Source organism: Amycolatopsis vastitatis, from assembly GCF_002234595.1.
GTDB classification, from domain to species: domain Bacteria; phylum Actinomycetota; class Actinomycetes; order Mycobacteriales; family Pseudonocardiaceae; genus Amycolatopsis; species Amycolatopsis vastitatis.
The window spans coordinates 304,288-326,319 of sequence record NZ_NMUL01000007.1 but is presented as its reverse complement, the minus strand read 5'-3'; the positions used below and the strand labels follow the sequence as shown (position 1 = coordinate 326,319).

16 protein-coding genes are annotated in these 22,032 nt (G+C 73.4%); 1 reads left to right on the top strand and 15 read right to left on the bottom strand.

Translation table 11 applies throughout. The features are described from left to right. Nucleotides 1-4 precede the first annotated feature (4 nt). Nucleotides 5-1,186: a mandelate racemase/muconate lactonizing enzyme family protein gene (locus CF165_RS08645; protein WP_093946898.1), complete on the bottom strand. Its 1,182-nt coding sequence runs from the start codon at nt 1,184-1,186 to the stop codon at nt 5-7. Between the two features lie 113 nt (nt 1,187-1,299). On the opposite strand from CF165_RS08645, the gene CF165_RS08640 reads away from it, so the two are divergent. Further along, entirely contained in the window at nt 1,300-2,046 is a 747-nt protein-coding gene (locus CF165_RS08640) for a FadR/GntR family transcriptional regulator (RefSeq protein WP_093946897.1), read from the top strand. Between the two features lie 8 nt (nt 2,047-2,054). Here CF165_RS08640 and CF165_RS08635 read toward each other — a convergent pair whose 3' ends face one another. From CF165_RS08635 to CF165_RS08570, 14 genes are all read right to left on the bottom strand, one after another. Next, a complete protein-coding gene (locus CF165_RS08635) occupies nt 2,055-2,927 on the bottom strand; it encodes a carbohydrate ABC transporter permease (protein ID WP_093946896.1) in 873 nt (290 codons plus the stop codon). Further along, nucleotides 2,927-3,841: a carbohydrate ABC transporter permease gene (locus CF165_RS08630; RefSeq protein WP_240521504.1), complete on the bottom strand. Its 915-nt coding sequence runs from the start codon at nt 3,839-3,841 to the stop codon at nt 2,927-2,929. The genes CF165_RS08635 and CF165_RS08630 overlap by 1 nt, the downstream gene beginning before the upstream one ends. 10 nt (nt 3,842-3,851) lie before the next feature. Further along, a complete protein-coding gene (locus CF165_RS08625) occupies nt 3,852-5,171 on the bottom strand; it encodes an ABC transporter substrate-binding protein (protein WP_240521503.1) in 1,320 nt (439 codons plus the stop codon). A gap of 105 nt (nt 5,172-5,276) precedes the next feature. Further along, nucleotides 5,277-6,776, bottom strand: coding sequence for an amino acid adenylation domain-containing protein (locus CF165_RS08620; RefSeq protein WP_093946895.1), 1,500 nt, complete (start codon nt 6,774-6,776; stop codon nt 5,277-5,279). Beyond that, the gene (locus CF165_RS08615; RefSeq protein WP_240521502.1) at nt 6,773-7,993 is read right to left on the bottom strand and encodes an MFS transporter; all 1,221 of its coding nucleotides are present in this window, start codon (nt 7,991-7,993) and stop codon (nt 6,773-6,775) included. The genes CF165_RS08620 and CF165_RS08615 overlap by 4 nt, the downstream gene beginning before the upstream one ends. Continuing rightward, nucleotides 7,990-9,057: an HAD-IIIC family phosphatase gene (locus CF165_RS08610; RefSeq protein WP_093946893.1), complete on the bottom strand. Its 1,068-nt coding sequence runs from the start codon at nt 9,055-9,057 to the stop codon at nt 7,990-7,992. The genes CF165_RS08615 and CF165_RS08610 overlap by 4 nt, the downstream gene beginning before the upstream one ends. A gap of 2 nt (nt 9,058-9,059) precedes the next feature. After that, the gene (locus tag CF165_RS08605; RefSeq protein ID WP_093946892.1) at nt 9,060-10,025 is read right to left on the bottom strand and encodes a 3-oxoacyl-[acyl-carrier-protein] synthase III C-terminal domain-containing protein; all 966 of its coding nucleotides are present in this window, start codon (nt 10,023-10,025) and stop codon (nt 9,060-9,062) included. Continuing rightward, entirely contained in the window at nt 10,022-11,128 is a 1,107-nt protein-coding gene (locus CF165_RS08600; RefSeq protein ID WP_093946891.1) for an acyl-CoA dehydrogenase family protein, read from the bottom strand. Before CF165_RS08600 ends, CF165_RS08605 begins: the two co-directional genes overlap by 4 nt. Then, a complete protein-coding gene (locus CF165_RS08595; RefSeq protein WP_093946890.1) occupies nt 11,128-11,379 on the bottom strand; it encodes an acyl carrier protein in 252 nt (83 codons plus the stop codon). Before CF165_RS08595 ends, CF165_RS08600 begins: the two co-directional genes overlap by 1 nt. Further along, a complete protein-coding gene (locus CF165_RS08590; RefSeq protein WP_093946889.1) occupies nt 11,376-12,239 on the bottom strand; it encodes a 3-hydroxyacyl-CoA dehydrogenase family protein in 864 nt (287 codons plus the stop codon). Before CF165_RS08590 ends, CF165_RS08595 begins: the two co-directional genes overlap by 4 nt. Beyond that, on the bottom strand, nt 12,239-15,586 hold the full coding sequence (locus CF165_RS08585) for a thioester reductase domain-containing protein (RefSeq protein WP_093946888.1): 3,348 nt from the start codon (nt 15,584-15,586) through the stop codon (nt 12,239-12,241). The genes CF165_RS08590 and CF165_RS08585 overlap by 1 nt, the downstream gene beginning before the upstream one ends. Then, entirely contained in the window at nt 15,583-18,315 is a 2,733-nt protein-coding gene (locus CF165_RS08580) for a condensation domain-containing protein (RefSeq protein ID WP_143268480.1), read from the bottom strand. Before CF165_RS08580 ends, CF165_RS08585 begins: the two co-directional genes overlap by 4 nt. Next, nucleotides 18,308-19,138: a sugar phosphate isomerase/epimerase family protein gene (locus CF165_RS08575; protein WP_093946886.1), complete on the bottom strand. Its 831-nt coding sequence runs from the start codon at nt 19,136-19,138 to the stop codon at nt 18,308-18,310. The genes CF165_RS08580 and CF165_RS08575 overlap by 8 nt, the downstream gene beginning before the upstream one ends. Next, nucleotides 19,135-22,011 carry an amino acid adenylation domain-containing protein gene (locus CF165_RS08570; protein ID WP_093946885.1) on the bottom strand — a complete coding sequence of 959 codons (2,877 nt, stop codon included), beginning with the start codon at nt 22,009-22,011 and terminating at the stop codon, nt 19,135-19,137. The genes CF165_RS08575 and CF165_RS08570 overlap by 4 nt, the downstream gene beginning before the upstream one ends. Nucleotides 22,012-22,032 lie beyond the last annotated feature (21 nt).

The following is a 22,032-nucleotide window of genomic DNA, read 5'->3' as shown; positions in this document are numbered from 1 at the left end:
CGCGTCACGACGTCACCGCGCGGAGACCGGGACGCCGGGGTGCCGGCTCGGCCAGGAGGCGCCGGCCGGCCCGTTCGGGCCGGATGCCGGGCGTGGTTCGCACGTCGTCCAGCGGGAGGGTGCCGAGCGCGCGGATGGCCTCCTCGTCCACCAGGACGCCGAGTCCCGCGCCGTCGCCGAGCACGAACGCACCGTCCTCGATGGCGTGGTCCACGGTCAGGCCGACCGGGGGACGCAGGTCCTGCAGCTCGCTGACGAGGTGGTTGGGCACCGCGGTCGCGGCGTGCACCAGGCCCACCGGCGTGGTGCCGATCGGGCTGACCGGGAGATCGTGGGCGTGGGCCAGTGCCGCGACGCGCAGGAAGTGCGTGACTCCCCAGACCGACGCCGTCTGCACGATGTCCACCGCGCCGGCGGCCAGCAACGGGCGGAACTGCTCCAGCCCGGTGAGGTTCTCACCGGTCGCCACCGAAGCGCGGATGCCCCGGCTCACCGCCGCCAGCCCCTCCGCGTCCCAGCGGCGTACCGGCTCCTCCACCCAGGTCAGGTCGAGCGTCCTCTCGAGCTCGCCGACGTGGCGCAGGGCCTGCTTGCGCGTCCACGACTCGTTGGCGTCGAGCATCAGCCCCGGGCGCACTCCCCGCGAGAAGTCCGCCAGCACGTCCCGGACCAGGCACAACCGCCGCCGGTCCTGGTCGACGTCGAGGCCGCCCTTGACCTTCGCCACCCGCAGCCCCCGCTCGGCGTACGCCCGGTAGGTGGCCGCGAGCTCTTCCTCCGACAAGGCGATGTCGAGGCCGGACGCGTACGCGGGCACGCGCCGGTCACGGCCACCCAGCAGGCGCCACAACGGCTGCCCGGCGGCCTTCGCCTTGATGTCCCACAGCGCGCAGTCGAGGGCGCCGATCGTGCCGAAGACCGCGCCGGCGTGCCCGGCCTTGAAGGTCCATCGCAGCATCCGGTCGTACAGCGCGGCCACGCCCCGCGGATCCTCGCCCTCGATCGCGGGGAAGACGTCCTCGATCTGCGGGTGGGGTCCCAGGCCGACGCCGGTGACGCCCTCGTCGGTGTCGAGCAGGACGATCGGCACCCCCACGACGCCGTTCGCGTAGATGCCGTTGGCGTCGCCGACCGGCCGTCCCCACTCCTGGACGGTGGTCAGGCTCCTGAACCCGGTGATCCGCATGTCAACCCTTCACGGAACCGATCGCGGGGTCCCGGGCCCGCGCGGAGATCGACTCCGTAAGTCATAGTACGTATGATGATGTCAGGTGTCGTGCCGAAGCCCGGAGGTGATCGATGAGCGCGTTCGCGTTTCCTGCTCCCGACGTGCCGCCCCACCGCGGCCGGCGGGCCGATGCCGTCGTCGACCACCTCATCGAGCTGATCGTGAGCGGGGTGGTCCAGCCCGGCAAGCTCCTGCCGGTCGAGTCCGCGCTCTGCGAAGCGTTCGGGGTCAGCCGGACCGTCGTCCGCGAAGCGATCAAGTCCCTGGAAGCCAAGGGACTCCTCAAGGTCCGGCAGGGTGTCGGCACCCTGGTCTCGGCCCAGGAGTCGTGGAACCTGCTCGATCCCGCCCTCCTGACGGCCATCGTGCGCCACGACGAGCGTTACGACATCCTCGACCAGCTCATCGACGTGCGCACCTCCCTCGAGTCGAGCATGGCCAGGGAAGCGGCGCGCAAGGCCACCCCGGCGGACATCGCCGAGTTGCGGGACCTCATGGCCCAGCTCGACGCGGCGGTCGGGGAACCGGACCTCCTCGACGACATCGACGTGACGTTCCACGAGCGGATCATGCTCGTGTCCGGGAACCAGCTCGGCCGGGCGATCGTGCACACGGTGCACGCCGAGGCACGGCGCAGCCCGCGCTACGTGGGTCACTCCGCCCTGAAGCACCGGCGGCAGTCGAACCGGCAGCACCTGGCCGTCCTCGAAGCGATCGAGGCCAGGGACCCCGACGCGGCGGCCTCGCTGATGGCCGAGCACATCGCGACGTCCTGGCAGCGACGCCGTCCCGCGGGCCCGCAGCGGCCCGCGGGCTGAGTGCGGGATCATTCCTTCACCCCGCCGCCGACCAGCCCCCGCACCAGCGCGCGCTGCGACAGCATGAACACGATCGCCACCGGGATGACCGCGAGCAGCGTGGCGAGAGCCAGTTCCGGCCGGAAGATGTTCACCTGCTGGCCGCCACCGCCGACGGCGGGGTTGAACGAAGGCGTCGACGACAGCAGATCCGACAGCCCGACCTGGATCGGGTACTGCGTCGAATCCGCGAGAACGGTGTAGGGCAGGAAGAAGTTGTTCCAGTCGGCCACGAAACTGAAGAACAGCACCAGCGCGACCACCGGTTTCGCCAGCGGCAACGCCACGTGGCGGAACGTGGACCATTCGTCGCAGCCATCGATGCGCGCCGCGTCGAGCAGTTCGCGGGGCACCGCGGTCGCGTAGTAGATATACGCGAGGTAGACCCCGAACGGGTAGAACGCGAACGGAAGAATCACCGAAAGCGCGTTCCCGATCAGGTGCACGGCATTGAGCTCGAGGAAGATCGGGAGCACCAGCGCCGCCGCCGGCATGATCATCACGACGAGGGTCAGCGTCAGCACAAGCCGCCGGCCCGGGAAACGCCCGAACGCGAGGCCGTAGCCGGCGGGAATCCCCGTCACCAGGACGATCGCGGTCGCACTCACCGCGTACAGCAGCGAGTTGCCGATCCACATGCGGTAGAGGTGGTCGCTGAAGTCGTCCAGGTGCTGCCACGCCAGCGCCAGTCGGCCGAAGCTGCCGAAAGCCAGTGGGTCACTGGTGACGAGGGCTTCGTCGGACTTGGTCGGCGCGAGGATCAACCAGGCCAGCGGGACCACGAAGAACGCGGCGAAGACGGTGAGGATCACGAAGCGGAGGCCACGCGCGGCGAGTCGCATCAGTCGTCCGTCCTGAACAGCCCGGTGCGGGTCACGATGAGCGCCGCGGCGATCAGCCCGATCGCGAGCAGGTCGACGGAGACGGCCGCTGCGGCGTTGAAGTCCGCGTAGCGGAACGCCAGCTGGAAGGCGAGCTGGTTGGCCGACCAGGTGTCGGGGACCTGCCCGAGGCTGGCCTGGTTCACCAGCTGCGGCTCGACGAAGAGCTGCGTCCCGGTCGCGAAGGAGAGGATCGCCATGTACGCGATCCACTTGCGGATCAACGGCAGCTTGATGCGGAGCGCGATCGTCACCGGGCCCGCGCCGTCGATGCGCGCGGCGTCCTCCAGGTCCTGCGGGATCGTGTTCAGGGCGCCGTACATGATGACGATCCAGCCGCCGGCCCCGGTCCAGAACGCGATCATCGCGAAGATGAAGGGCAGCTTGCCGGGCGCGATCGACTCGACGAACAGCTGCGCCCCGAACACGTCGTGCAGCAGGAACGAACCGGGACTGACGGCCGGGTCGAGCATGAACAGCCACACCAGGACGGACGACGCCCCGGCGAGCGCGCCGGGGATGTAGAACAGGAAGCGGAAGGTCGACGACACCCGGTTCGCACGGCCGTGCAGCAGCAGCGTCAGCCCGACGACGAGCACGACGAGGGAGCCGAGCCACACGCTCGTGTAGAGCAGGATGTGCCCGAAGGCGGGAAGGAAGCGGTAGTCACCGATGGTCCGGGTGAAGTTGCGGAAGCCGGCCCACCCGCCAGCGTCGTCCGTGAACGCGAGGCCCACCGCGTAGATCATCGGTAGGACGCCGAACACGACGAGGAACGGCAGGTAGGGCCCGACGAACACGAGTCCCGGCCAGGTGTGCTTGCGACGCTTGCGCGGGGTGGGCGCACCCGCCGCGTTCACGGCAGGTGCGCCCACTTCGGCGGGACTAGTTGACCGCATACCCGGCCGCCTGTGCCGCCTGCTTGAGAGCCTTCCCGAACGGCTCCAGCAACGAGCTCAACGGCTTTCCCGCCACCAGTTCCGTGACCACGCTGGTGGACCAGACGGGCTGGTCCGGGTACGAGACCAGGTTCCAGCCCGGCCAGATCTGGTCCGCGGCGGCTTTGAGCGCCGGCGTCGGATCGGCGGCGTAATAGGGGTTGGCGGCCTGTTGCTCCAGCCACTTGGTGGCCAGCGGCGCGTAGGCCGGATAGCCGGGCCGGGCCTCCGCACCGCTCGGGTTGAACACGGTCGTGGCCCAGGTGACGAAGTCCGCCGCGGTCTTGAGGTTGGCGGAGTGCCTGGACATGATCCACGGCCCACCGCCGACCTGGCCGGTGGTCACCGGCGTGTCGGTCCCCCACTGCAGCGGCGGCGCGGCCGTGATCTGCTTCGCCGGCATGTGCAGCGCCTGGTCGAAGACCGCCTGGGCGTACCAAGACGGCCCTGGCATGAGCAGGACCTTGCTGTCCGCGCCCCCGTACTTCTGGGCGAAGTCCGGGGTGAAGACGTTCAGCGGCGGCACCGTTCCGTTCTTGATCAGCGGGTCGAGCAGCTCGGCCACCCGGGTGCAGTGCGAGTCCGTCGCATCGATGTGCACGCTGGTGCCGTTCACCTGCTCGAGCGGGCACTGGTTGCCCCACAGGTAGATCCAGTGGCCGAACGAGTCCCCGATGTTCCCGACGATGTAGCCCGGGTGTTCCTTGGCGACCTTGTCGCCGAGGCTCGCCCACTCCTGCCAGGTCTTCGGCACCGTGTAGTGGAACTGGTCCATCAGCTTCTTGTTGACCCAGAGCACGACCTGGGCGAGGTTGTCCTGCACGCAGTACTGCGTACCGTTGATCGTGCACTGGGCGGTCGAGCTCGCCGGCCACTGGCCGAGCACGTCCTGCGGGATGAGATCCTTGACCGGCGCGGCGAAGTCGAACGGCTTCTGCGCCATCCACACCGGGTCGTTGACCTGCTCGCTGAAGATCACGTCCGGCCAGCCCTTGCCGGTCCGGTTCCACAGCTGGATCTTCGTCTGCAACGTGGTCGCACCGTTGCCGTCGCCGTCGAAGGTGACGATGTTCGCGTGGACCTGGGGATGCGCCTTGGCGTAGGCCTGCGCCACGGGCAGGCGCGCCGCGTCCACCCAGATGGTCAGATCACCCCCGACCGTCCCCGCGGAGTTCGACCCGCTCGGCGAGGTACCCGTCGAGGTCGAACACCCCGCCATCGCCATCGCCGCCACGATGACGACAGGCCACAGACGTCGCTGAATCATCGCTGATCACACTCCCGCACGGGGACCGTCCAGAGGGCTCCGTCGACCCTGGAATTCAAATAACGTAAGTCGTATGACGTCTTATGTCAATTGTCCTCGGCGGGGTCAGTGCTTCGCTCCGGCGTCCGTCAGCCGGTGGCGGTCGATCTTGCCGTTGAGGCTCAGCGGCATGGTCGTCCGGTGCTCGAAGTGGCGCGGGAGCATGTAGAGCGGGACGCGGGACCGCAGCCAGCGATGGAGTGCGGGGGCCGGCAGGGGGGCGCCGGTGTAGATCGCGGTCAGGGTCGGTTCGCCGTCGGTCACCGGGGCCAGCACGACGGCCTGGTCGATCTCCGGATGGGCACGCAGGGCGGCTTCGATCTCGCCGAGTTCGACGCGGTGGCCGTGGATCTTCACCTGCTGGTCGAGACGGCCGCGGTGGACGATTTCCCCGGCTTCCCAGCGGACGCGATCGCCGGTGCGGTACCAGAAGGCGTCCGTGAGCGGCTGCGAGCCGTCGTAGTCGGCGGCGGGGCGGGTTCCGTCGAAGAAGGTGAACCGGCCGAGGTCGTCGCGGGCGTCGAGGTAGCCGTCGAAGCGCTGGGGGCCGCGGACGCACAGCTCCCCCTCGGCCGCGGGCAGGCCGTCCACACCGAGCACGACCGCGTCCAGGTGCGGGTACGGGCGGCCGATCGGCACGGTGCCGTTCGACGTCTCGGGCCAGGCCGAGCGCTCGGCCGGGAGGCGGTAGCCGGTCACGGTGACGGTGAGTTCGGTGGGCCCGTAGATGTTGCCGATGGTGCTCGCCGGGGCGACCTCCGCCCAGAGCGAAGCCAGCTCGCGGGTGAGTGCCTCCGCAGCGAACAGGCTGTGCCGCAGGGTGTCCGCTTCTCCGGTGGGCAGGGTGCCCAGCTGCCGCGCGACGCCGACCACCGACGGGACGGAGAACCAGTGGGTCAGGCGGGCCCGCCGGATGTAGCCGACCGGGGTGAGCAGCTCCCCCGGCTCGGGGGCGACCACGGTCGCCCCGGCCGCCCAGGCGACGAACAGGTCGAACACCGACGGATCGAAACCCAGCCCGAACGTCTGCGAAACCCGGCAGCCCGGACCCAGTTCGAACGCCTTGACGCAGTAGGGCACGTAGTCCGCGAAGTTGCGGTGACGGATCGGGACGCCCTTGGGCCGTCCCGTCGAGCCGGAGGTGAACAGCACGTAGGCCTCGTCGCCGGGACGGCCGGAATACTCCGGTAGTACCCCGTCCTCGGCGACGATCGGCAGCGGCATCACACGCGGTGCCCAGTCCGCGGGCTCGGCCGCCAGGACCAGCTCCAGGCCGGCCAGCTCGGCGATGTGCCGCAGGCGGTGCTCGGGCAGTCGCGGATCGAGGGGCACGACCGCCGCGCCGAGCCGCAGCACCGCGAGGTAGCCCGCGTACGCCTGGACGCCGCGGGCGGCGAGGAGACCGATCCGCCGCGGGGCCCGGCCGTGGCGCTCCAGGACGGCTGCGGCCATTCCCTCGGCCAGCCGGTGCAGCTCCCGGTACGTCCAGGTCCGGCCGTCGGCTTCCAGCGCGACGGCGTCGGGCTGGCGGGCAGCGGTGCCGGCGAAGAACCGGTACAGCGTCATGAGGTCCTCACCCGGCCGGACGCCATCCGCAGCACCGGCCGGGCGGCGACCACTGCCAGCAGCAGAATTCCCGCACCGGCCACGAGAAACGGCGCCCGCAGGCCTTGGGCGCCGGCGAGCGCGCCGGCCGCGAGCGCGCCCGCCGGCGCCGTCCCGGTGCCGATCAGCCGGTAGACGCCGTTGACGCGGCCGAGCAGTTCCGGCGGCACGTCCGCCTGCCGGAACGACACCGTCAGCGTCTGGTACACCGCCGTGCCGAAGCCGAACACCCCGAACCCGGCCACCGCGGTGGCCGTCCAGCCGACCAGGCCGAGCACCATGATCGCGGCGCCGGCGAAGGCGAGGGAGGTCAGCGCGGCGACGAACAGGCCCATCCGGGCGGCGAGCCTGCCGCTGAGCAGCGCGCCCGCGATTCCGCCCACCGCCACCGCGGCCAGGAAGACCCCGAACACCGCCTTCGGCAGTCCGAGCTCCTGCACGACGTAGAGCACCTCCACCGCGGCGATGCCGGTCACGAAGAAGTTCGCCACGCCGAGCATCACGGCGAGCGTGGTGAGCAGCCGGTCGGCTTTCAGGTAGCGGACGCCCTCGGCGAGCATCGCCCGCCAGGAAACCCGCGGCCCGGGTGCGGACGCGGGTGCCGCGGTGCGGCGCACGGCCAGCAGCAGGACCACGCCGAGGACGAACGAGCCGCCGTCAAGCAGGAACGGCAGGGCCGCGAACAGCACGAACACCACTCCCCCGGCGGACTGCCCGAGCGAATCGCGGAACACGAGCTGGGCCACGTGCAGCCGGCCGTTCGCCGCGGTGAGCCGCGACGGGGGCACGACCTCCGGCAGGAACGACTGCGCGCCGACGGCGAACACGGCCTCGCCGAGGCCGAGCAGGGCCGCCGCCACGCAGACGAGCGCGAGGTTCGCCGTGCCGGTCAGCACCAGCACCGCCAGCACGGTGACCACCGCGGCCCGGGCGAGGTCGACGCCGATGAGCAGCCGCCGGCGGTCCACCATGTCCGCGAGCACGCCCGCCAGCGCCGAAAACAGCAGCGGGACGGCCATAGCGACCGTGACGAGCGCGAGCCGGAACGGGTCGGTGGTGAACGACAGCGCGAGCAGCGGGATCGCCGTGTAGCGGACGCCGTCACCGAAAGCCGAGATCGCGGTCGCCAGCCACAGCCGGGAGAAGTCGCCGCGGACCGCCGTCGCGGACCCCGTCACGACGCGACCGTCCACTCCGGACCGAGCACGGTCATCACCGCCGACGCCGGCTGCGGCCGCGGGACCAGGTGGAACCGCTCGATCCCGGTGTCCTCGTCACCGGCCAGCACGGCCGCACAGGCACAGTCGCCCGTGGAGAACCCGGCGAAGCGGTAGCCGACCTCCATGATCCGGTTGCGGTCGGTGCGCCGGAAGTCGGCCACCAGGTGGACGTCCGCGGCGGCGGCGCGGTCGGCCAACCAGCGAAGGACGACCGCGCCGACCCCGCAGGAGACCACCCGGCACGACGTCGCGAGCAGCTTCAGGTGCCACACGCGCGGATGCCGGTGCACCAGGGCCAGTCCGACCGCGCCCGACGGGCCGAACCGGTCGGTCAGGGTCAGCACCAGCACGTCGTGGTCCACTTCGCCCAGCAGCAACCGCAGGTCGGCTTCGGAGTACGGCACGCCGGTCGCGTTCATCTGGCTGGTCCGCCGGGTCAGCTCTTCGAGCCGCGAGAGATCCGTCTCGGTGGCGTGGCCGATCCGGAGCACGATGTCGAGCGAGCGCAGGAAATCGTCGTCGGGCCCGGCGAACCCGGCCCGCGCGGAGTCGCGCCGGAATCCCGCCTGGTACCGCTCGCGGCGACGGCGGGCGTCGTCGGTGATCGTGGGCGGGGTGAACTCGGGCCGCTGCAGCAGGTTTGCGGCCGCATCGGCCGGGTAGGTGCGGACCTCGGGCAGTTCGAAGGCGACTTCGGCCAGTTCGGCCGGGCGGTCGTCGACGAAGGCCATCGTGCGGTGGGCGAAGCCCAGTTCGTCCGCGACCGCGCGGACGGCGTCGGACTTGCGGCCCCAGCCGATCTGCGGCAGCACGAAGTAGGAGTCCAGGCCGAACGCAGCCAGTCGCGCCATCGCCGGCTGGTGGTCGTTGCGGCTGGCGACCGACTGCAGGATGCCGCGGTCGTCGAGGCCGCGGACGACGTCGGCCACGCCGGGCAGCAACGCGACGTCGTCGCCCTCGGCCAGGGTTCCCCGCCACAGCGTGTCGTCCAGGTCCCAGACCAGGCACTTGACCGTCTCCACGCTCAGACCTCCCAGAGGGTCGCGGCCCAGGCCGCGACCGGGCTGTTGTTGAGCACCAGCACCAGATCCCCTTCGGCCAGCTCACCGGTGGCGAGCACGCGGTCGAGGTTGAGCACGACGTCCATCGCGCCGAGGTGGCCGTACGCGCTCAGGTGCGTGGCGCAGGCCGGGTGGATCGGCAGGCCCAGCAGCGCGGTGTAGAACTCGTACGCGGACGCGGTGACGTTCTGCATGACGGTCGCGCGGACGCGGGAGCGGTCCACGGCCGCGTCCGCGAGCACCTGCTCGACCAGCCCGGACAGCCGTTCCCGGCTGCGCAGGGCCAGCTCGAACCGGTAGCGGTCCGGTGAATCGCACTCTTCGCGCCACTCGTACCAGGGCGTCCGGCGGTAGTCGACGCGGAAGAGATCGTGGAACGATCCGTCCGTCTCCGCCCGGTGCGCGCGCAGCACCGGGCGGCCGCCGCGGACGACGGCCGTCGCGTACGCGCCGTCCCCGATCACCGTGACGGGGTACCGGATCCGGTCGAGCCCGGTGGGACGGCTGGCGTGCGCGATCAGCACGCACCGCCGGGACGCGTCGGCGCGCAGCAGGTCGGCGGCCAGCGCCCAGGCCGCGCTCGACCCGGTGCAGCCGAGTCCGTCGAGGGTGAACGGGAACGCCCGCCGGAGGCCGGCGGCGGACTGGACGCGGGTGACGTCCGACCCGAGCAGTACCTCCGGCGCGCGCGGCGCGACCAGCACCAGGACGTCGGGTTCGGGGACGTCGTGGTGCGCCAGCAGCTCGCGGCAGGCCCGGGCGGCCAGCTCCGCGGCGGGCTCGTCCAGGACACCGACCGTGGTGACCCCGCAGCCGGCGGCGAAGTCCGCGGCGGCGCGGTCCAGGTCCGCGAACTCCGGCAGCCGGTTCACCTTCACGAACTCCCGCGGCAGGACGCAGTGCGTCGCGCCGATCCCGGGCGCGGTCACCGGAGTGCCGCCAGCGCGTGTTCGGCCAGCAGCAGCTGGCAGATCTCGGTGCTGCCCTCGATGATTTCCATCAGCTTCGCGTCCCGGTACGCCCGCGCCACGACGTGGTCGTCGTGGGCCCCGGCCGAGGCCAGGACCTGCACGGCCCGCGCCGCGCCGTCCGCCGCCTGCCGCGCGGCGATCTGCTTGGCCAGCACCGCGGCGACCGCCTGGTCCGGCGAACCTTCGTCCCATCGGGTGCTGGCGTGCGCGCAGGCCAGTGTGGCCAGGTGCTCCGCGGTGACCAGCTCGGCCAGGTGCCGGGCGACGAGCTGGTGACCGGCCAGCGGTTCGCCGAACTGGACGCGCCCGGAGGCGTGCCGCACGGCGGCGATCCGGCAGGCCCGGACCAGCCCGGCGCACCCCCACGCGACCGAGAGCCTGCCGTAGCTCAGCGCGGTGGTGACCAGCATCGGCAGCGGCGCCCCGCTGGCGGCGAGCAGGTGGCTCGCGGGCAGCCGGACGTTCTCGAAGCGGACGTCGGCGTGCCCAGCCGCGCGGCAGCCGAGCGGGTTGCCGACCGGCTCGACCGTCACCCCGGGTGTGCCGCCCGGGACCACGGCGACGCCGGTGCCGCGTTCGTAGGTCCCGAACACGACGAGCAGGTCGGCGTAGGCCGCGCCGGTGACCCAGATCTTCGCGCCGTCGACCACGACGGTGTCGCCGTCGGAGCGGATCCCGGTCCGCATCCCGGACAGGTCGCTGCCCGCGGCGGGCTCGCTCATCGCCACCGCGGCCAGCGCACCGCCGGCCAGTTTCGGCAGGAACTCTTCGCGTTGGGCAGGACGCCCGAGGCGCTGCACGGTCCAGGCGGCCATCCCCTGTGACGTCTGCAGGCTCCGCAACGACCCGCAGAGGCTGCCGGTGTGGGCGGTGAGCTCGCCGTTGTCCCGGCTGCTGAACCCGGGACCGCCGTACTCGGCCGGGACCTGCGCGCACAGCAGGCCCCCGCGGGAGAGCTCGCGCACGAGCGCCTCGGGGATCCGGCCCGCGCGGTCCCACGCGGACGCGTCGGTGCCCGCCGCCGCGGTGACCGCGGCGAGCGCGTCGGCGAGGGTCTCCATCAGGACCGCAATCGCCGGACGAGCCGGGCCATCGCCTCGGCCGTGCGGAAGTTGTCCAGGCTGAGCTCGTCCCCCGCGACCGTGATCCCGTACTCGCGCTCGACGTGCACGACGAGCTCCAGCGCCATCAGCGAGGACAGCCCGCCCGCGGCGAACAGGTCCTCGTCCGGCGCGTGCTCGGCCTTGGTCAGCCGGGTGAGGAAGCCGAGCAGGCCGACCACGACCGGGTCGGTCGTTTCCGAAGCCGTCACGAGACACTCCCGTAGTCGTAGAACCCGGCGCCGCTCTTGCGGCCGAGGTTTCCGGCCCGCACCCGGGCGAGGAGCTCCTCGTCGGCGCGGTAGGCCTCCTCGCCGGTCCGGTCGTACAGCACTGTCAGGGTGTCGACGACGTTGTCGAGCCCGATCAGGTCGGCGGTGGCCAGCGGGCCGGTGCGGTGGCCGAGGCAGGCGGTGAACACCTCGTCGACGCGCCCGGCGGTGGCCCGGCCCTCGGTCACCAGCCGGGCGGCGTCGTTGATCATCCGCATCAGCACGTGGTTGGACACGAACCCCGGCCCGTCACCGACGAGGATCGCGCGCCTGCCCAGCACCGCGAACAGCGAGCCGAGCGCGGCCATCGCCTCCTCGCCGGTGGCCGGGCCGCGGACGACCTCGACCGCGTCGATGAGGTAGGGCGGGTTCATGAAGTGGGTGCCGGCCAGCTCGGCCGGACGAGCGGTCGCGGCGGCGAGCTCGCCGACCGGGATGGCCGAGGTGTTGGTCGCCAGCAGCGTGCCCTCGGTGACCACAGTGGACACTTCGGCGAGCACCTTCGCCTTGGTGTCCGGGAGTTCCGTGACCGCCTCGACGACCGCGGCCACCCCGGCGACCGCGGTGATCGACGTGCTGGTCCGCAGTTCGGCGGCGACCCCGGCGGCGGGCAGCTTGCGCAGCAGCGCGCCGATGCGCGTCTGGTCGCGGACCGCCCCGGGCGCGAGCGCCAGCCGGGCCGGATCGATGTCCACGAGCGTGACCGGCACGCCGTGGGCCAGCGCCAGCGCCGCGATGCCGACGCCCATCACCCCGGCCCCGACCACCGCGATTCCCCGGGTGTGCCACGGATCCGTCATCAGTGTCCCCCGCTCTCGCCGGCGGCGGTGACGTCGGCGCCGACGATCGGCACCAGCCCGGCGAACTCGGGCTGCCCCGCCAGATATCCGAGACTGCGCACCAGCTGCGCGGCGTCGACCCGCGCGCGGCGGCCGGCGCGGCGCAGCCAGTCCTGCCAGTGCTCGCAGTCGACGTCGTCCTCTCCCGCGTCCAGCCGGTCCAGGTCGTAGAGGGCGATGCTGGACAGCACCGGATCGCCGGTCTCGATGGCCCGTTCGGCCACGCGCTCGAACCACGCGGTGACCGGCAGGGCTTCGGTCGGGTGGCCGGCTTCGGCCAGCAGCCCGAACAACCGCGGCAGCGTGGGGGCCACCCGGTCGACGAGGTGGTAGGGGCGCCCGGTGGCCTCGTCCGCCCCGGCGAGCCCGACGACGGCTTCGGCGACGACGTCGACCGGGGCCAGCGGGACCGGGCGGGGGTCGAGCGGGTGCGCGCCGACGGCGAGGCCCGCGGCCAGCAGCCGGAACAGCATGTCCCGGGTGTTGCAGGCCCCGGTCCCGGTGGCGCCGCTGATCAGGCCCGGCCGGAACACCCGGACCCGCAGGCCGTCCCGCTCGGCGCGCTCCAGGAGCCGTTCCGCCGCCCACTTCGACGCGCCGTAGCCGCCGGTGCGCGGATCGAGCGGCTGGGCACGCCGCTCGGTCCGGCGATCACCGGTACCGACGTCCGGGCCGGTCGCGGCGAGCGTGCTGACCTGGCTGAACTCGGTGATGCCGGACTCACGGGCCCAGCGCACCAGCTCGAGCACCGGCAGCACGTTGTCGGTGCGCAGCACCCGGTAGGGCTCGGTGAACACCACCCTGGCCGCGCTGTGCAGGATGTGCCCGATCCGGCGGGTGAGCTCGCCCCCGCGGAAGCCGCGGCAGACGTCCCCGGCGGCCCGGAGGTCGCCCGGGACGGCGATCACCCGCCGGGGGTCCGGAGCCGGCAGCCGGAACCGGGTCGCAGCCGCGGCCAGCCGGGCCAGGCCGGCGGCTTCGTCTTCGGCCCGCACCAGGCAGTACACCCGGTGGGTGGTCTGGCGGAGCAGTTCGTGCAGCAGGAACGCACCGACGTAACCGGTGCCTCCGGTGAGCAGGACGTCGGTGCCCGCCGACGGCCGGGTCGCGACCGGGCCCAGCCCGGTTGCGAGATCGGCGTCGATCAGCGCACCGTCGCCGTCCGCGGCTTCGCCCGCCGCGCCGCTCCCCGCGAGTGCCTCGGCGACCCGCCGGACGGTGGCCCGGCTGCCGCCCACGCGGTGCAGGTTGATCAGCACACCATGGCGCTGCTGCAGCTGAAGGGCCATCCGCACGGACAGCAGGGACGTCCCGCCGAGCGCGCCGAACTCGTCGTCCAGCCCGATCGAGGAGACTCCGAACAGCTCTCGCCACAAGGAAAGCACCCGCGTCCGGATTGTCCCGGACGCCGTGGCCGGAGCAACCGGTTCGTCGATGCCGGGTTCGTCGAGGTCGTCGAGGGCCCAGAAGCGGCGGCGCGGGAACGGGTAGGTCGGCAGCGGGACGCGCACGACATCGTCCGGCGGCCGATGCTCCCCCACCCGCACACCGTGCAGCCACGCGGTGGCGAGGGCTTCCTCGAGCGCGTCCTCGTCCGAGAGCCCGCCGGCGAACAAGACGAACACGTCGTCGGGGACGACCGGTGGCGGCACCGGGACGACCTCCGTGCCCTCGCCGAGGGCCGCGATCAGCCGCGCGCACAGCGGCTGCGCCGGGTCGGCGGCGACGACCAGCGGCCGCCGTTCGGCGGCCCGCCGGGTGCGGACCGGGCCCGGGCGGGGCAACCGCAGCGCGGCGGTGAGCCGTTCGGGCGGCGCGGTCACCACCCGGCGTTCGGCGAAGTCACGGCGGCCGGTCCGGAGCGTATAGGCGACGTCGGCGTAGCGCGGCGTGCCGCGGTCGAGCTCGTCGGCCAGCCGGGCCGAAGCGTCGTCGAGTTCGGCGCGGTTGCGGGCCGACAGCCGCAGCCGCACGATCGCCGGGGCCGGGCCCGCGGCGGGTCGCGGCGCGGGAGGCGCGCCCAGCACCACCGCGGCGTTGGTGCCGCCGAGCCCCATCGAGTTGACCAGCACGTGCCGGTCGGCGCCCGCGGCCAGGCCCGCCGCCGCGGCCAGGGTGAACGGGCCGTCCGCGAGCAGCCCTTCGTCACGCGGCCGCTCGAACAGCGGATGCGGGGGCAGTATCCCGGTCGCGGCGATGCGCACGGCTTTGATCAGGCCGGCGACGCCCGCCGCCGCGCCGGTGTGCCCGATGTTGACCTTCACCGACCCGAGCGCGCAGAAACCCGTGGCGCCACTGGACATCCGCAGCCCGTCGGTGAGGCCGCGCAGCTCGACGTGGTCGCCGAGCGGTGTTCCCGAGCCGTGCGCCTCGGTGTAGCAGAGCTGGTCCGCGCTGACGTCCGCGGTGTGCAGAGCCGCGGCGACGACGTCGGCGGGGCCGTCCGGGGTCGGCGCGGTGAACCCCGGCCGCCGGGCCCCGTCGTTGCCGACCGCGCTGCCGCGCAGCACCGCGAGCACCGGGTCGCGGCCGGCGAGCGCGTCCGCCAGCCGGCGCAGCGCGACGACGCCGACCCCGGACCCGACCGCGGTGCCCGAGGAGCGGGCGTCGAACGCCCGGCAGTAGCCGTCGTCCGACAGGATGCCCCCGGGTTCGAACCGGTAGCCGGCGGCGGGTTCGGCGAGCCCGGCGCCTCCGGCCAGTGCGAGGTCGCACTCGCCGGACAGCAGGCTGAGCACCGCGTAGTGCACCGCGGTCAGCGAAGAGGAGCAGGCCGTCTGCACCCCCACCGACGGGCCGCGGAGGCCGAGCTTGTGGGCCACCCGGGCGGCGCCGAAGTCCGCCATTCCCCCGAGCTGCAGCGACAGGTGATCGAGCACCGCCGTTCCGCCACGGCGAGCCCGCGCGGCCTGCAGCGCGGCGACGTACCCGCTCGGGCTCATCCCGGCGAAGACGCCGACCCGTTCGTCCTCTTCACCGCCGGGCAGGTGCCCGGCCTGTTCCAGTGCCTCCCAGCAGGTCTCGAGGAACAACCGCTGCTGCGGGTCGATCAGCTCCGCTTCGGCCGGGGAAACGCCGAAGAACTCCGCCGCGAACAGACCCGGGCCGGCCAGGGTGGCGATCCGGCGTACGTAGTCCTCCGCGGCGAACACGGCCGGGCCGACGCCCGCGGCGCGCAGCTCGTCGTCGGTCAGTTCCCGCATGCCGAGCACCCCGGCCTCGAGGCCGGCCCAGAACTGCGCCGGTGTGTCCGCGCCGGGAAACCGGCAGCCGATGCCCACGACGGCGATCGCCGTGTCCGCGCTCACCGGTGCGACGTCTCCGGCGCCGGGCGGCGGGCCGCGCCGAGCAGCCGCTGCCTGTCCTGCACCCGCGGCGCGGGCGCGGGCCGGTCGTCGCCGGCGAGCAGCCGCGCCTGGCTCGACACGGTGTTGCAGCGGAACAGGTCGGCGACGGTGAGTTCGCGCGCGGTCAGCGGCGCCAGCCGATCGAGCAGCATGATGAGCAGCAACGAGGTGCCGCCCGCGTCGAAGAAGCTGGTCTCGGTGTCCACGTCGTCGCGGACGAGCACGTCGGCCCAGGCCCGGCGGACCTTCTCCATGAAGTCCACTGTGGACTCTACGGGTGGTTCGGGCACGGTCTCCTCCAGGGATCGCACGAGCTCGCGCGCCAGCCCGCACAGGTCGGCCAGCAGCGTGGTGACAGTGGCGCGGTCGAACAGGCCGGTCACGTAGTCGGCGTAGAGCTCCAGCTCGTCCGGGTGCTCGATCCCGACGAGCGCGAGCTCGTACTTCACGTGCGCGGCGTCCCGGATCTCGACCCGGCCGTCCACGCCTTCGCCGAGGGCGGGCGCGGCCAGGGGCGCATCGAGCACGCTGACCATCACCGGCGTCACCGGCGGCCTGCTGAGATCCCGCCCGGGGTCCAGCGCCGCGGCGACGGCGTCGAACGGGACGTCCGCGCGGGCGAACGCCGCGGTGGCGGCGCGGCGCACCCGGCCGAGCAGCACGGCCCAGCCCGGCTCACCGCGCAGGTCGGCGCGCACGAGCAGGGTGCCGGCGAGCATGCCGACCGCGCTCACCAGGCGCGGGTCGTCCCGGCCCGCCCAGGGAAAGGCGAACAGGAAGTCGCGTTGGCCGCCGCGCCGGGCCAGCGCCGTCGCGAGCAGCGTGACGAGCACCATGAACGTCGAGCAGCCGTGCGCGGCGGCGACCACCCGCAGCCGCGCGGTCAGCTCGGGTCCCAGCCCGAGGACGGCGGTGGCTCCCGCGGTGCGCTGTTCGGCCTCGCGCGGCCGGTCCCGCGGCAGGTCGACGTCGAGCGGGGCGCCTTCCAGGGCCGCGAGCACGTCGGCCAGCCGGGCCTTCCCCCGCTCCGCCGGCTCGGCGGCGACCTCCGCCGGGTGGACCGGCTCGGGCAGGAACGGGCGCCCGCCTTGCCCGGCCGCGCGGTAGGTTTCGCCGATCTCGGTCGCGAGCTGCCGCAGCGACCAGCCGTCGAGCACGACGTGCGAAGCGCTCAGCGCGACCGTGGTCGCGCCGGTCCCCGAGGTGATCACCGCCGCTCGCGCGGGCGGGCCGGCGGCCAGGTCGAAGGGACGCCAGAGCACCTCGTCGAGGTACGCGTCGTGTTCCGTTCGAGACCGGCCCTGTCCGTCCACAAGCGACACTTCGGGGGCCGGGCCGTCGGTTCGGCAGACCAGTTCCCGGCGCGCGTGGTCGAGCCGGAACACCGAACGCAGCGCCGGGTGCCTGCCGAGCACGGACCGGATCGACGTGGCGAGCCGGACGGCGTCCACCGGCCCGGTGTACTCCAGCACGAACGTCACCAGGTAGGCCTGACGCAGCCCGGAAATCCGGTCGAGGAACCAGAGCCGTTGCTGCGCGGGCAACGCCGGGTACCAGCCGTCGCCGGTGGTGACGGGCGAGCGCAGCGGCGGTGCCGCCGCGGTGTCCAGCAGAGTGCCGAGTCCCGTCACGGTGGGGTCGGCGAGGAAGTCCCCCAACGCCACCTCGCCGTTCCAGCGCCGCGCCGCACTGGCGATCATCCCCACGGCGAGCAGTGAATGGCCGCCGAGGCGGAAGAAGTCGGCGTCCGGTTCGCGCAGCGCGGCCCGCTGCGCCTCGCCGTACAGCCCGGCCTCGGACAGGGTCTCCGCGAACAGCTCCGCCGCCCGCCGCCGTCCCGTCTCGGACACCTGCACCGGCGACGACGACGGCTCCGGCTCGACCGGCGCGGCCAGCCTCAGCTCCCCGTCGCGGCCCCGCACGGCGCGGTCGCCGGTCCGGCACCGCCGGAGGTCGCCGGGCACCCCCGGACCGAACACCCAAAGGTCCCCTTCGACCCCGTCGGGCAGCTCCTCGCCGCCGGCGCCGAGCACGTCCAGGCGGGTGTTCGGCACCGGCCGCAGCGATTCGCCAACGATCTCGGCCGCGAAGCCGGGGCATCCGGTGGCGCGGTAGAAGGACCGGCCCTGGTGCTCGACGACGTCGGTGAGCACCAGGCGCGCGCCGGAACACAGGCAGGCGAACGCCTCGACGACCGCCGTCGCCCCAGGAACGAGCAGCTGGGAACCCGGGCCCAGCTCGTGCAGCCACGCCGTCGTGAGCGCCGCGTGCAGGAGGTTTTCCTGTTCCCACACGACGGTCTCGCCGTCGGGCGAGACCAGGACCACCGCCGGGGCGTGCTCGTCGACCGGAACCGGCGCCCCCGGCGGGCCCGGCGCCACATCGGCCTCCCGGAGCAGCTCGATTCCGGGCGGATCGGGCCTGCTGGGGTCGAGCGGCGCGAACGCGGCACCGGCCCGCAACACGCCGAGCCAAGCCGCGACCTGACGCGGCCCCGGCGAGGCGAGGACGCCGACGACCGCGCCGGTCCCCACACCGGCCGCCCGCAGCCTGCCGGCGATTCCCCAGGCGAGCGCGTCGAGTTCCGCGCCCGTGGCGGTCGAACCGCCGTACTCGACGCAGACGGCCGCGGGATCGGCCAGCGCGAGGCTCGCCGCGACCATTTCGGGGACCGTCCGGGGTTCAGGCACGCGGCACCACCGAATCCGCGAACAGCGCCCGGGTGCCGAGGATCGCCCGCTCGACCTTCCGGAAAGCGTTCTCCGGATCGGCGAACGGGCCGACTTCGACCGCGATCGCCCGCGCCTGCGCCGCCCGCAGCTGCGTGACGAAGGCGGCCAGGTCCGCGACGCCGTCACCGGGGGCGAGGTGCTCGTGGTAACGGCCGTTCGAGTCGGAGAAGTCGACGCTGTTGACCCGGCCGCCGAGCCGCGCCACCTCGTCCGCGGGCACCCCGCGGACCACCATGTGCGAGGTGTCGATGTTGGCCAGCACCGCCTCCGAATCCACCTCGGTGATGAGCCTGCTCAGTGACGCGATGTCGTTGACCAGGGAGTGGTCGAGGGGTTCGAGCTCGACGCTGACCTCGACGCCGCGAGGCGCGGCGTAGTCGCCGATCCGGCGTACCGCGTCGACGAGCAGCTGCCACTGGGTCGCCGTCGGCCACATCGTGCGCCAGATCCACTCGCCGAGCAGGATCTTGAGCACCGGCGCGCCCAGCTCGCGCGCCAGGTCGACGTGCCGCTCGGTGCGGACGATGTTCCATTCCCTGGCCACTTCGCGCGGGTCGTTCAGGCCGAAGGCGTGGCACTGCGCCATGACCACCGGCACCCCGGCGGTCTCGACGTCGGTGCGCAGTGCGTGCAGCACTTCCGGCGTCACCGTCATGGCTTCCTCGGTGAGCGCGATCCAGTCCGCGCCCGCCTCGGCCGCGGCCCGCCAGGCGTCGCGGCCCAGCAGCGACGAACCCATGAACGCCTGGTCGACGAGGATGCCGAGGGAGGAATCGATCACGGTGCGGGTTCCTTCCGGGAGGACGCCAAGCGCGCCAGGGCCTGCGAGGACAGGTCGAGCGGAGCGGGGGCCTGCCGGGTGACCGGCCGCCGGGAGTGGGGTAGCTCGGCGACCGGGACGGCCGGATTCCGGCAGGCCGCGCCGAGCAGGACGACGAACCCGTCGGCGAGCGCGGCGACCAGGTCACGGGGGTAGCGCGCGGTGTCGTATTCGACGTGCCCGGTCAGGCCGCCGGGCCCGGCCTCGAGGAACACGGAGAAGTCGAACTTCGCCCAGCCGGTATCAGGCGAATCCGCCGAGTGCCACGGCGCGGGCGGCGCGGCGCCGGCCTGCTGGAAGCTGAAAACCACCTGGACCAGCGGGCTGCGCCGGTCGGCGACGGCGGTCACCAGCCGGTCCAGCGGCAGTGATTCCTCGTCGAATGCGGTCAGCACCTCGGCGGCGGTGACCTCGCACAGCCGGGTGAACGACTCGGCGTCGGCCACCTCGCAGCGGAGCGGGACGGTGTTGGCGAACAGCCCCACCAGTTCTTCGAGCTCCGGCCACGGCCGGTTGGCCACCCCGGTGCCCAGCAGGAAGGCCGTCCGGCCCGACCAGCGGCGGACCACCACGGTGAACGCGGCCAGCAGCACGGCGAACGGCGTGATCCGCAGCCGGCGCGCCAGCTCGCGGGTGTCCGTCCACAAGGGACCGTCCAGGTCGAGCGGGTACCGGGTGCCCGCTCGCGGCCCGGTCACCGGCGAACGCGGCCCGGGGCGGCGGTCGAGCGACAGGTCGGCGGCCAGGTCCCGGAGCCGCGCGGCGTACTCGGCGACGCGGCTCGCCGTCTCCGGGCTGCCGGCCTCACTCCGTTCCCGGGCCGCGTAGCCGGAGAACCCGATCTCCGTCGGCGGCAGGGCGGGGACGTGCCCGGCCGCGGCGGCCTGGTAGGCGGTGGCCAGGTCGGCCAGGAGCACGTGGGCGGACCAGCCGTCCACCGCGATGTGGTGCGTGCTCAGCAGCACAAGGTCCCCGCCCGGCAGCCCGGGCCAGACCGTGCACCGCAGCGGCGGATCCGTCGTCAGGTCGATCGGCGCGGCCGCGAATCGCCCGGCTTCGTCGGCGGCACCGGCACGCACCTCGACGTCCACGGCGGCAGGCTCGTGGATCACCTGCACCGGGCTGCCGGCCTCGAGCCGGTAGGTCGTGCGCAGCGGCTCGTGCCGGGCCACCACCGCGGTGAGCGCGGCCGACAGCGCGGTGAGGTCCACCGCGCCACGCCAGCGCAGCAGGATGGGCGTCGCGTAGGCCGCCGTCCCCGGCTCGGCGGCTTCCACGAACCAGAGCCGTTCCTGGCCGGCCGACATCGGGGCGGTGCGCTCGCCCGCGGCCAGCCGGGCCCGGTCGAGCTTCCCCGTCGAGGTCAGCGGGAGCGCGGGTAGCCGGACCCACCGGGCGGGCACCATGTACTCCGGCAGCCGGTCCCGCAGGGCCGCGGACAGGTCCGCGTCCGCGGCGGCGCCCGCGACGTAACCGACGAGATGGGCGAGGTGGCCGTCGCCGGTCTTTTCCACCGCCACGGCGGACACCAGCCCGGTGGCCAGCACCGCGGCCTCGACCTCGCCCGGCTCGACCCGGAACCCGCGCAGCTTCACCTGGCGATCGACGCGGCCGAGGAACTCGATGACGCCGTCGCCGCGGAGACGGACCCGGTCTCCGGTGCGGTACCAGGGTCCTGCGCCGTCCGCTCCGGGTACCGCCTCGCCCGGGAAGAAGCGCGCGGCGGTCTCGTCCGGCCGGCCGAGGTAGCCCAGCGCCACCCCCGGGCCGCCGATCCACAGCTCGCCCTCGGCCGCGGCCGCGCGGTCGTCGTCGAGGACGCACAGCCAGGTGTTCTGGAGCGGGCCCCCGATCGGGACGCGCCCGTGCCCGTCGATCGTCTCCGGCGTGCACTCGAAGAAGGCGGCGAAAGTCGTGGCCTCGGTCGGGCCGTAGGCGTTGACCAGCCTGCCGGGCGGATCCGCGTCGAGCACCCGCCGGACGACGGCCGGGTCCATCGTGTCGCCGCCGACCAGCAGGGTGGCGACCGGGGCGAACGCCGACGGCTCGGCCCTGGCGATCAGGTCGAACAGCGCCGAGGTGAGGAACAGGGCGCTGATCCGGTTCCGCGTCAGCACCTCGCCCCAGCCGCCCAGATCGACCCGCCCGGGCGCGGGCAGCACGACCACGGTCGCGCCCGCGGCGAGCGTGCTCCAGACCTCGAACGTGAGCGCGTCGAACGCCGGGTTCGCCAGCTGGGCGACCCGGTCACCGGGACCCAGCGGGCAGTAGGCGGGCGAGATCACCAGCCGCAGTACCGCCCGGTGGGGCACCACGACGCCCTTGGGCGCGCCGGTGGAGCCGGAGGTGTAGGCGACGTAGAGCGGCGACTCGGGATCGAAGGGCGCCGGTTCGGGCCAGTGGCCGTCCCGGCCACGCACGGCGGTGACGTCCAGCGCCGGAATGTCCGGCAGTGGCGGCCTGCCCGGTCCCCGGACGACTGCGGCACAGGCCGCCTCCGCCAGGACGGCCGCGGTGCGCCCCGGCGGGGCGAGCGCGTCGAGCGGCACGTAGGCCGCTCCCAGCCGCGCGACGGCGAGCAGGGTGACGACCAGCGCGGCCGAGCGGTCCACCGCCACCGCGACGCGATCACCCGGCCGGACACCGCGAGCCGACAGGGCCGCGGCCAGTTCCGAAGAACGGGCCCAAAGCTGCCCGTAGGTGAGGTCTCCGTCGGCTGCGGAGACGGCGAGTCCGCCCGGCTCGGCCGCGACGCGGTCGGCGATGAGGTGGTGGATGCCCCGGTCCGCCGGTAGCGCGATCACCGCACCGTGCTGCGTCACGGAAGTGCTCACCCGCCATTCCCCCGTTCAGTC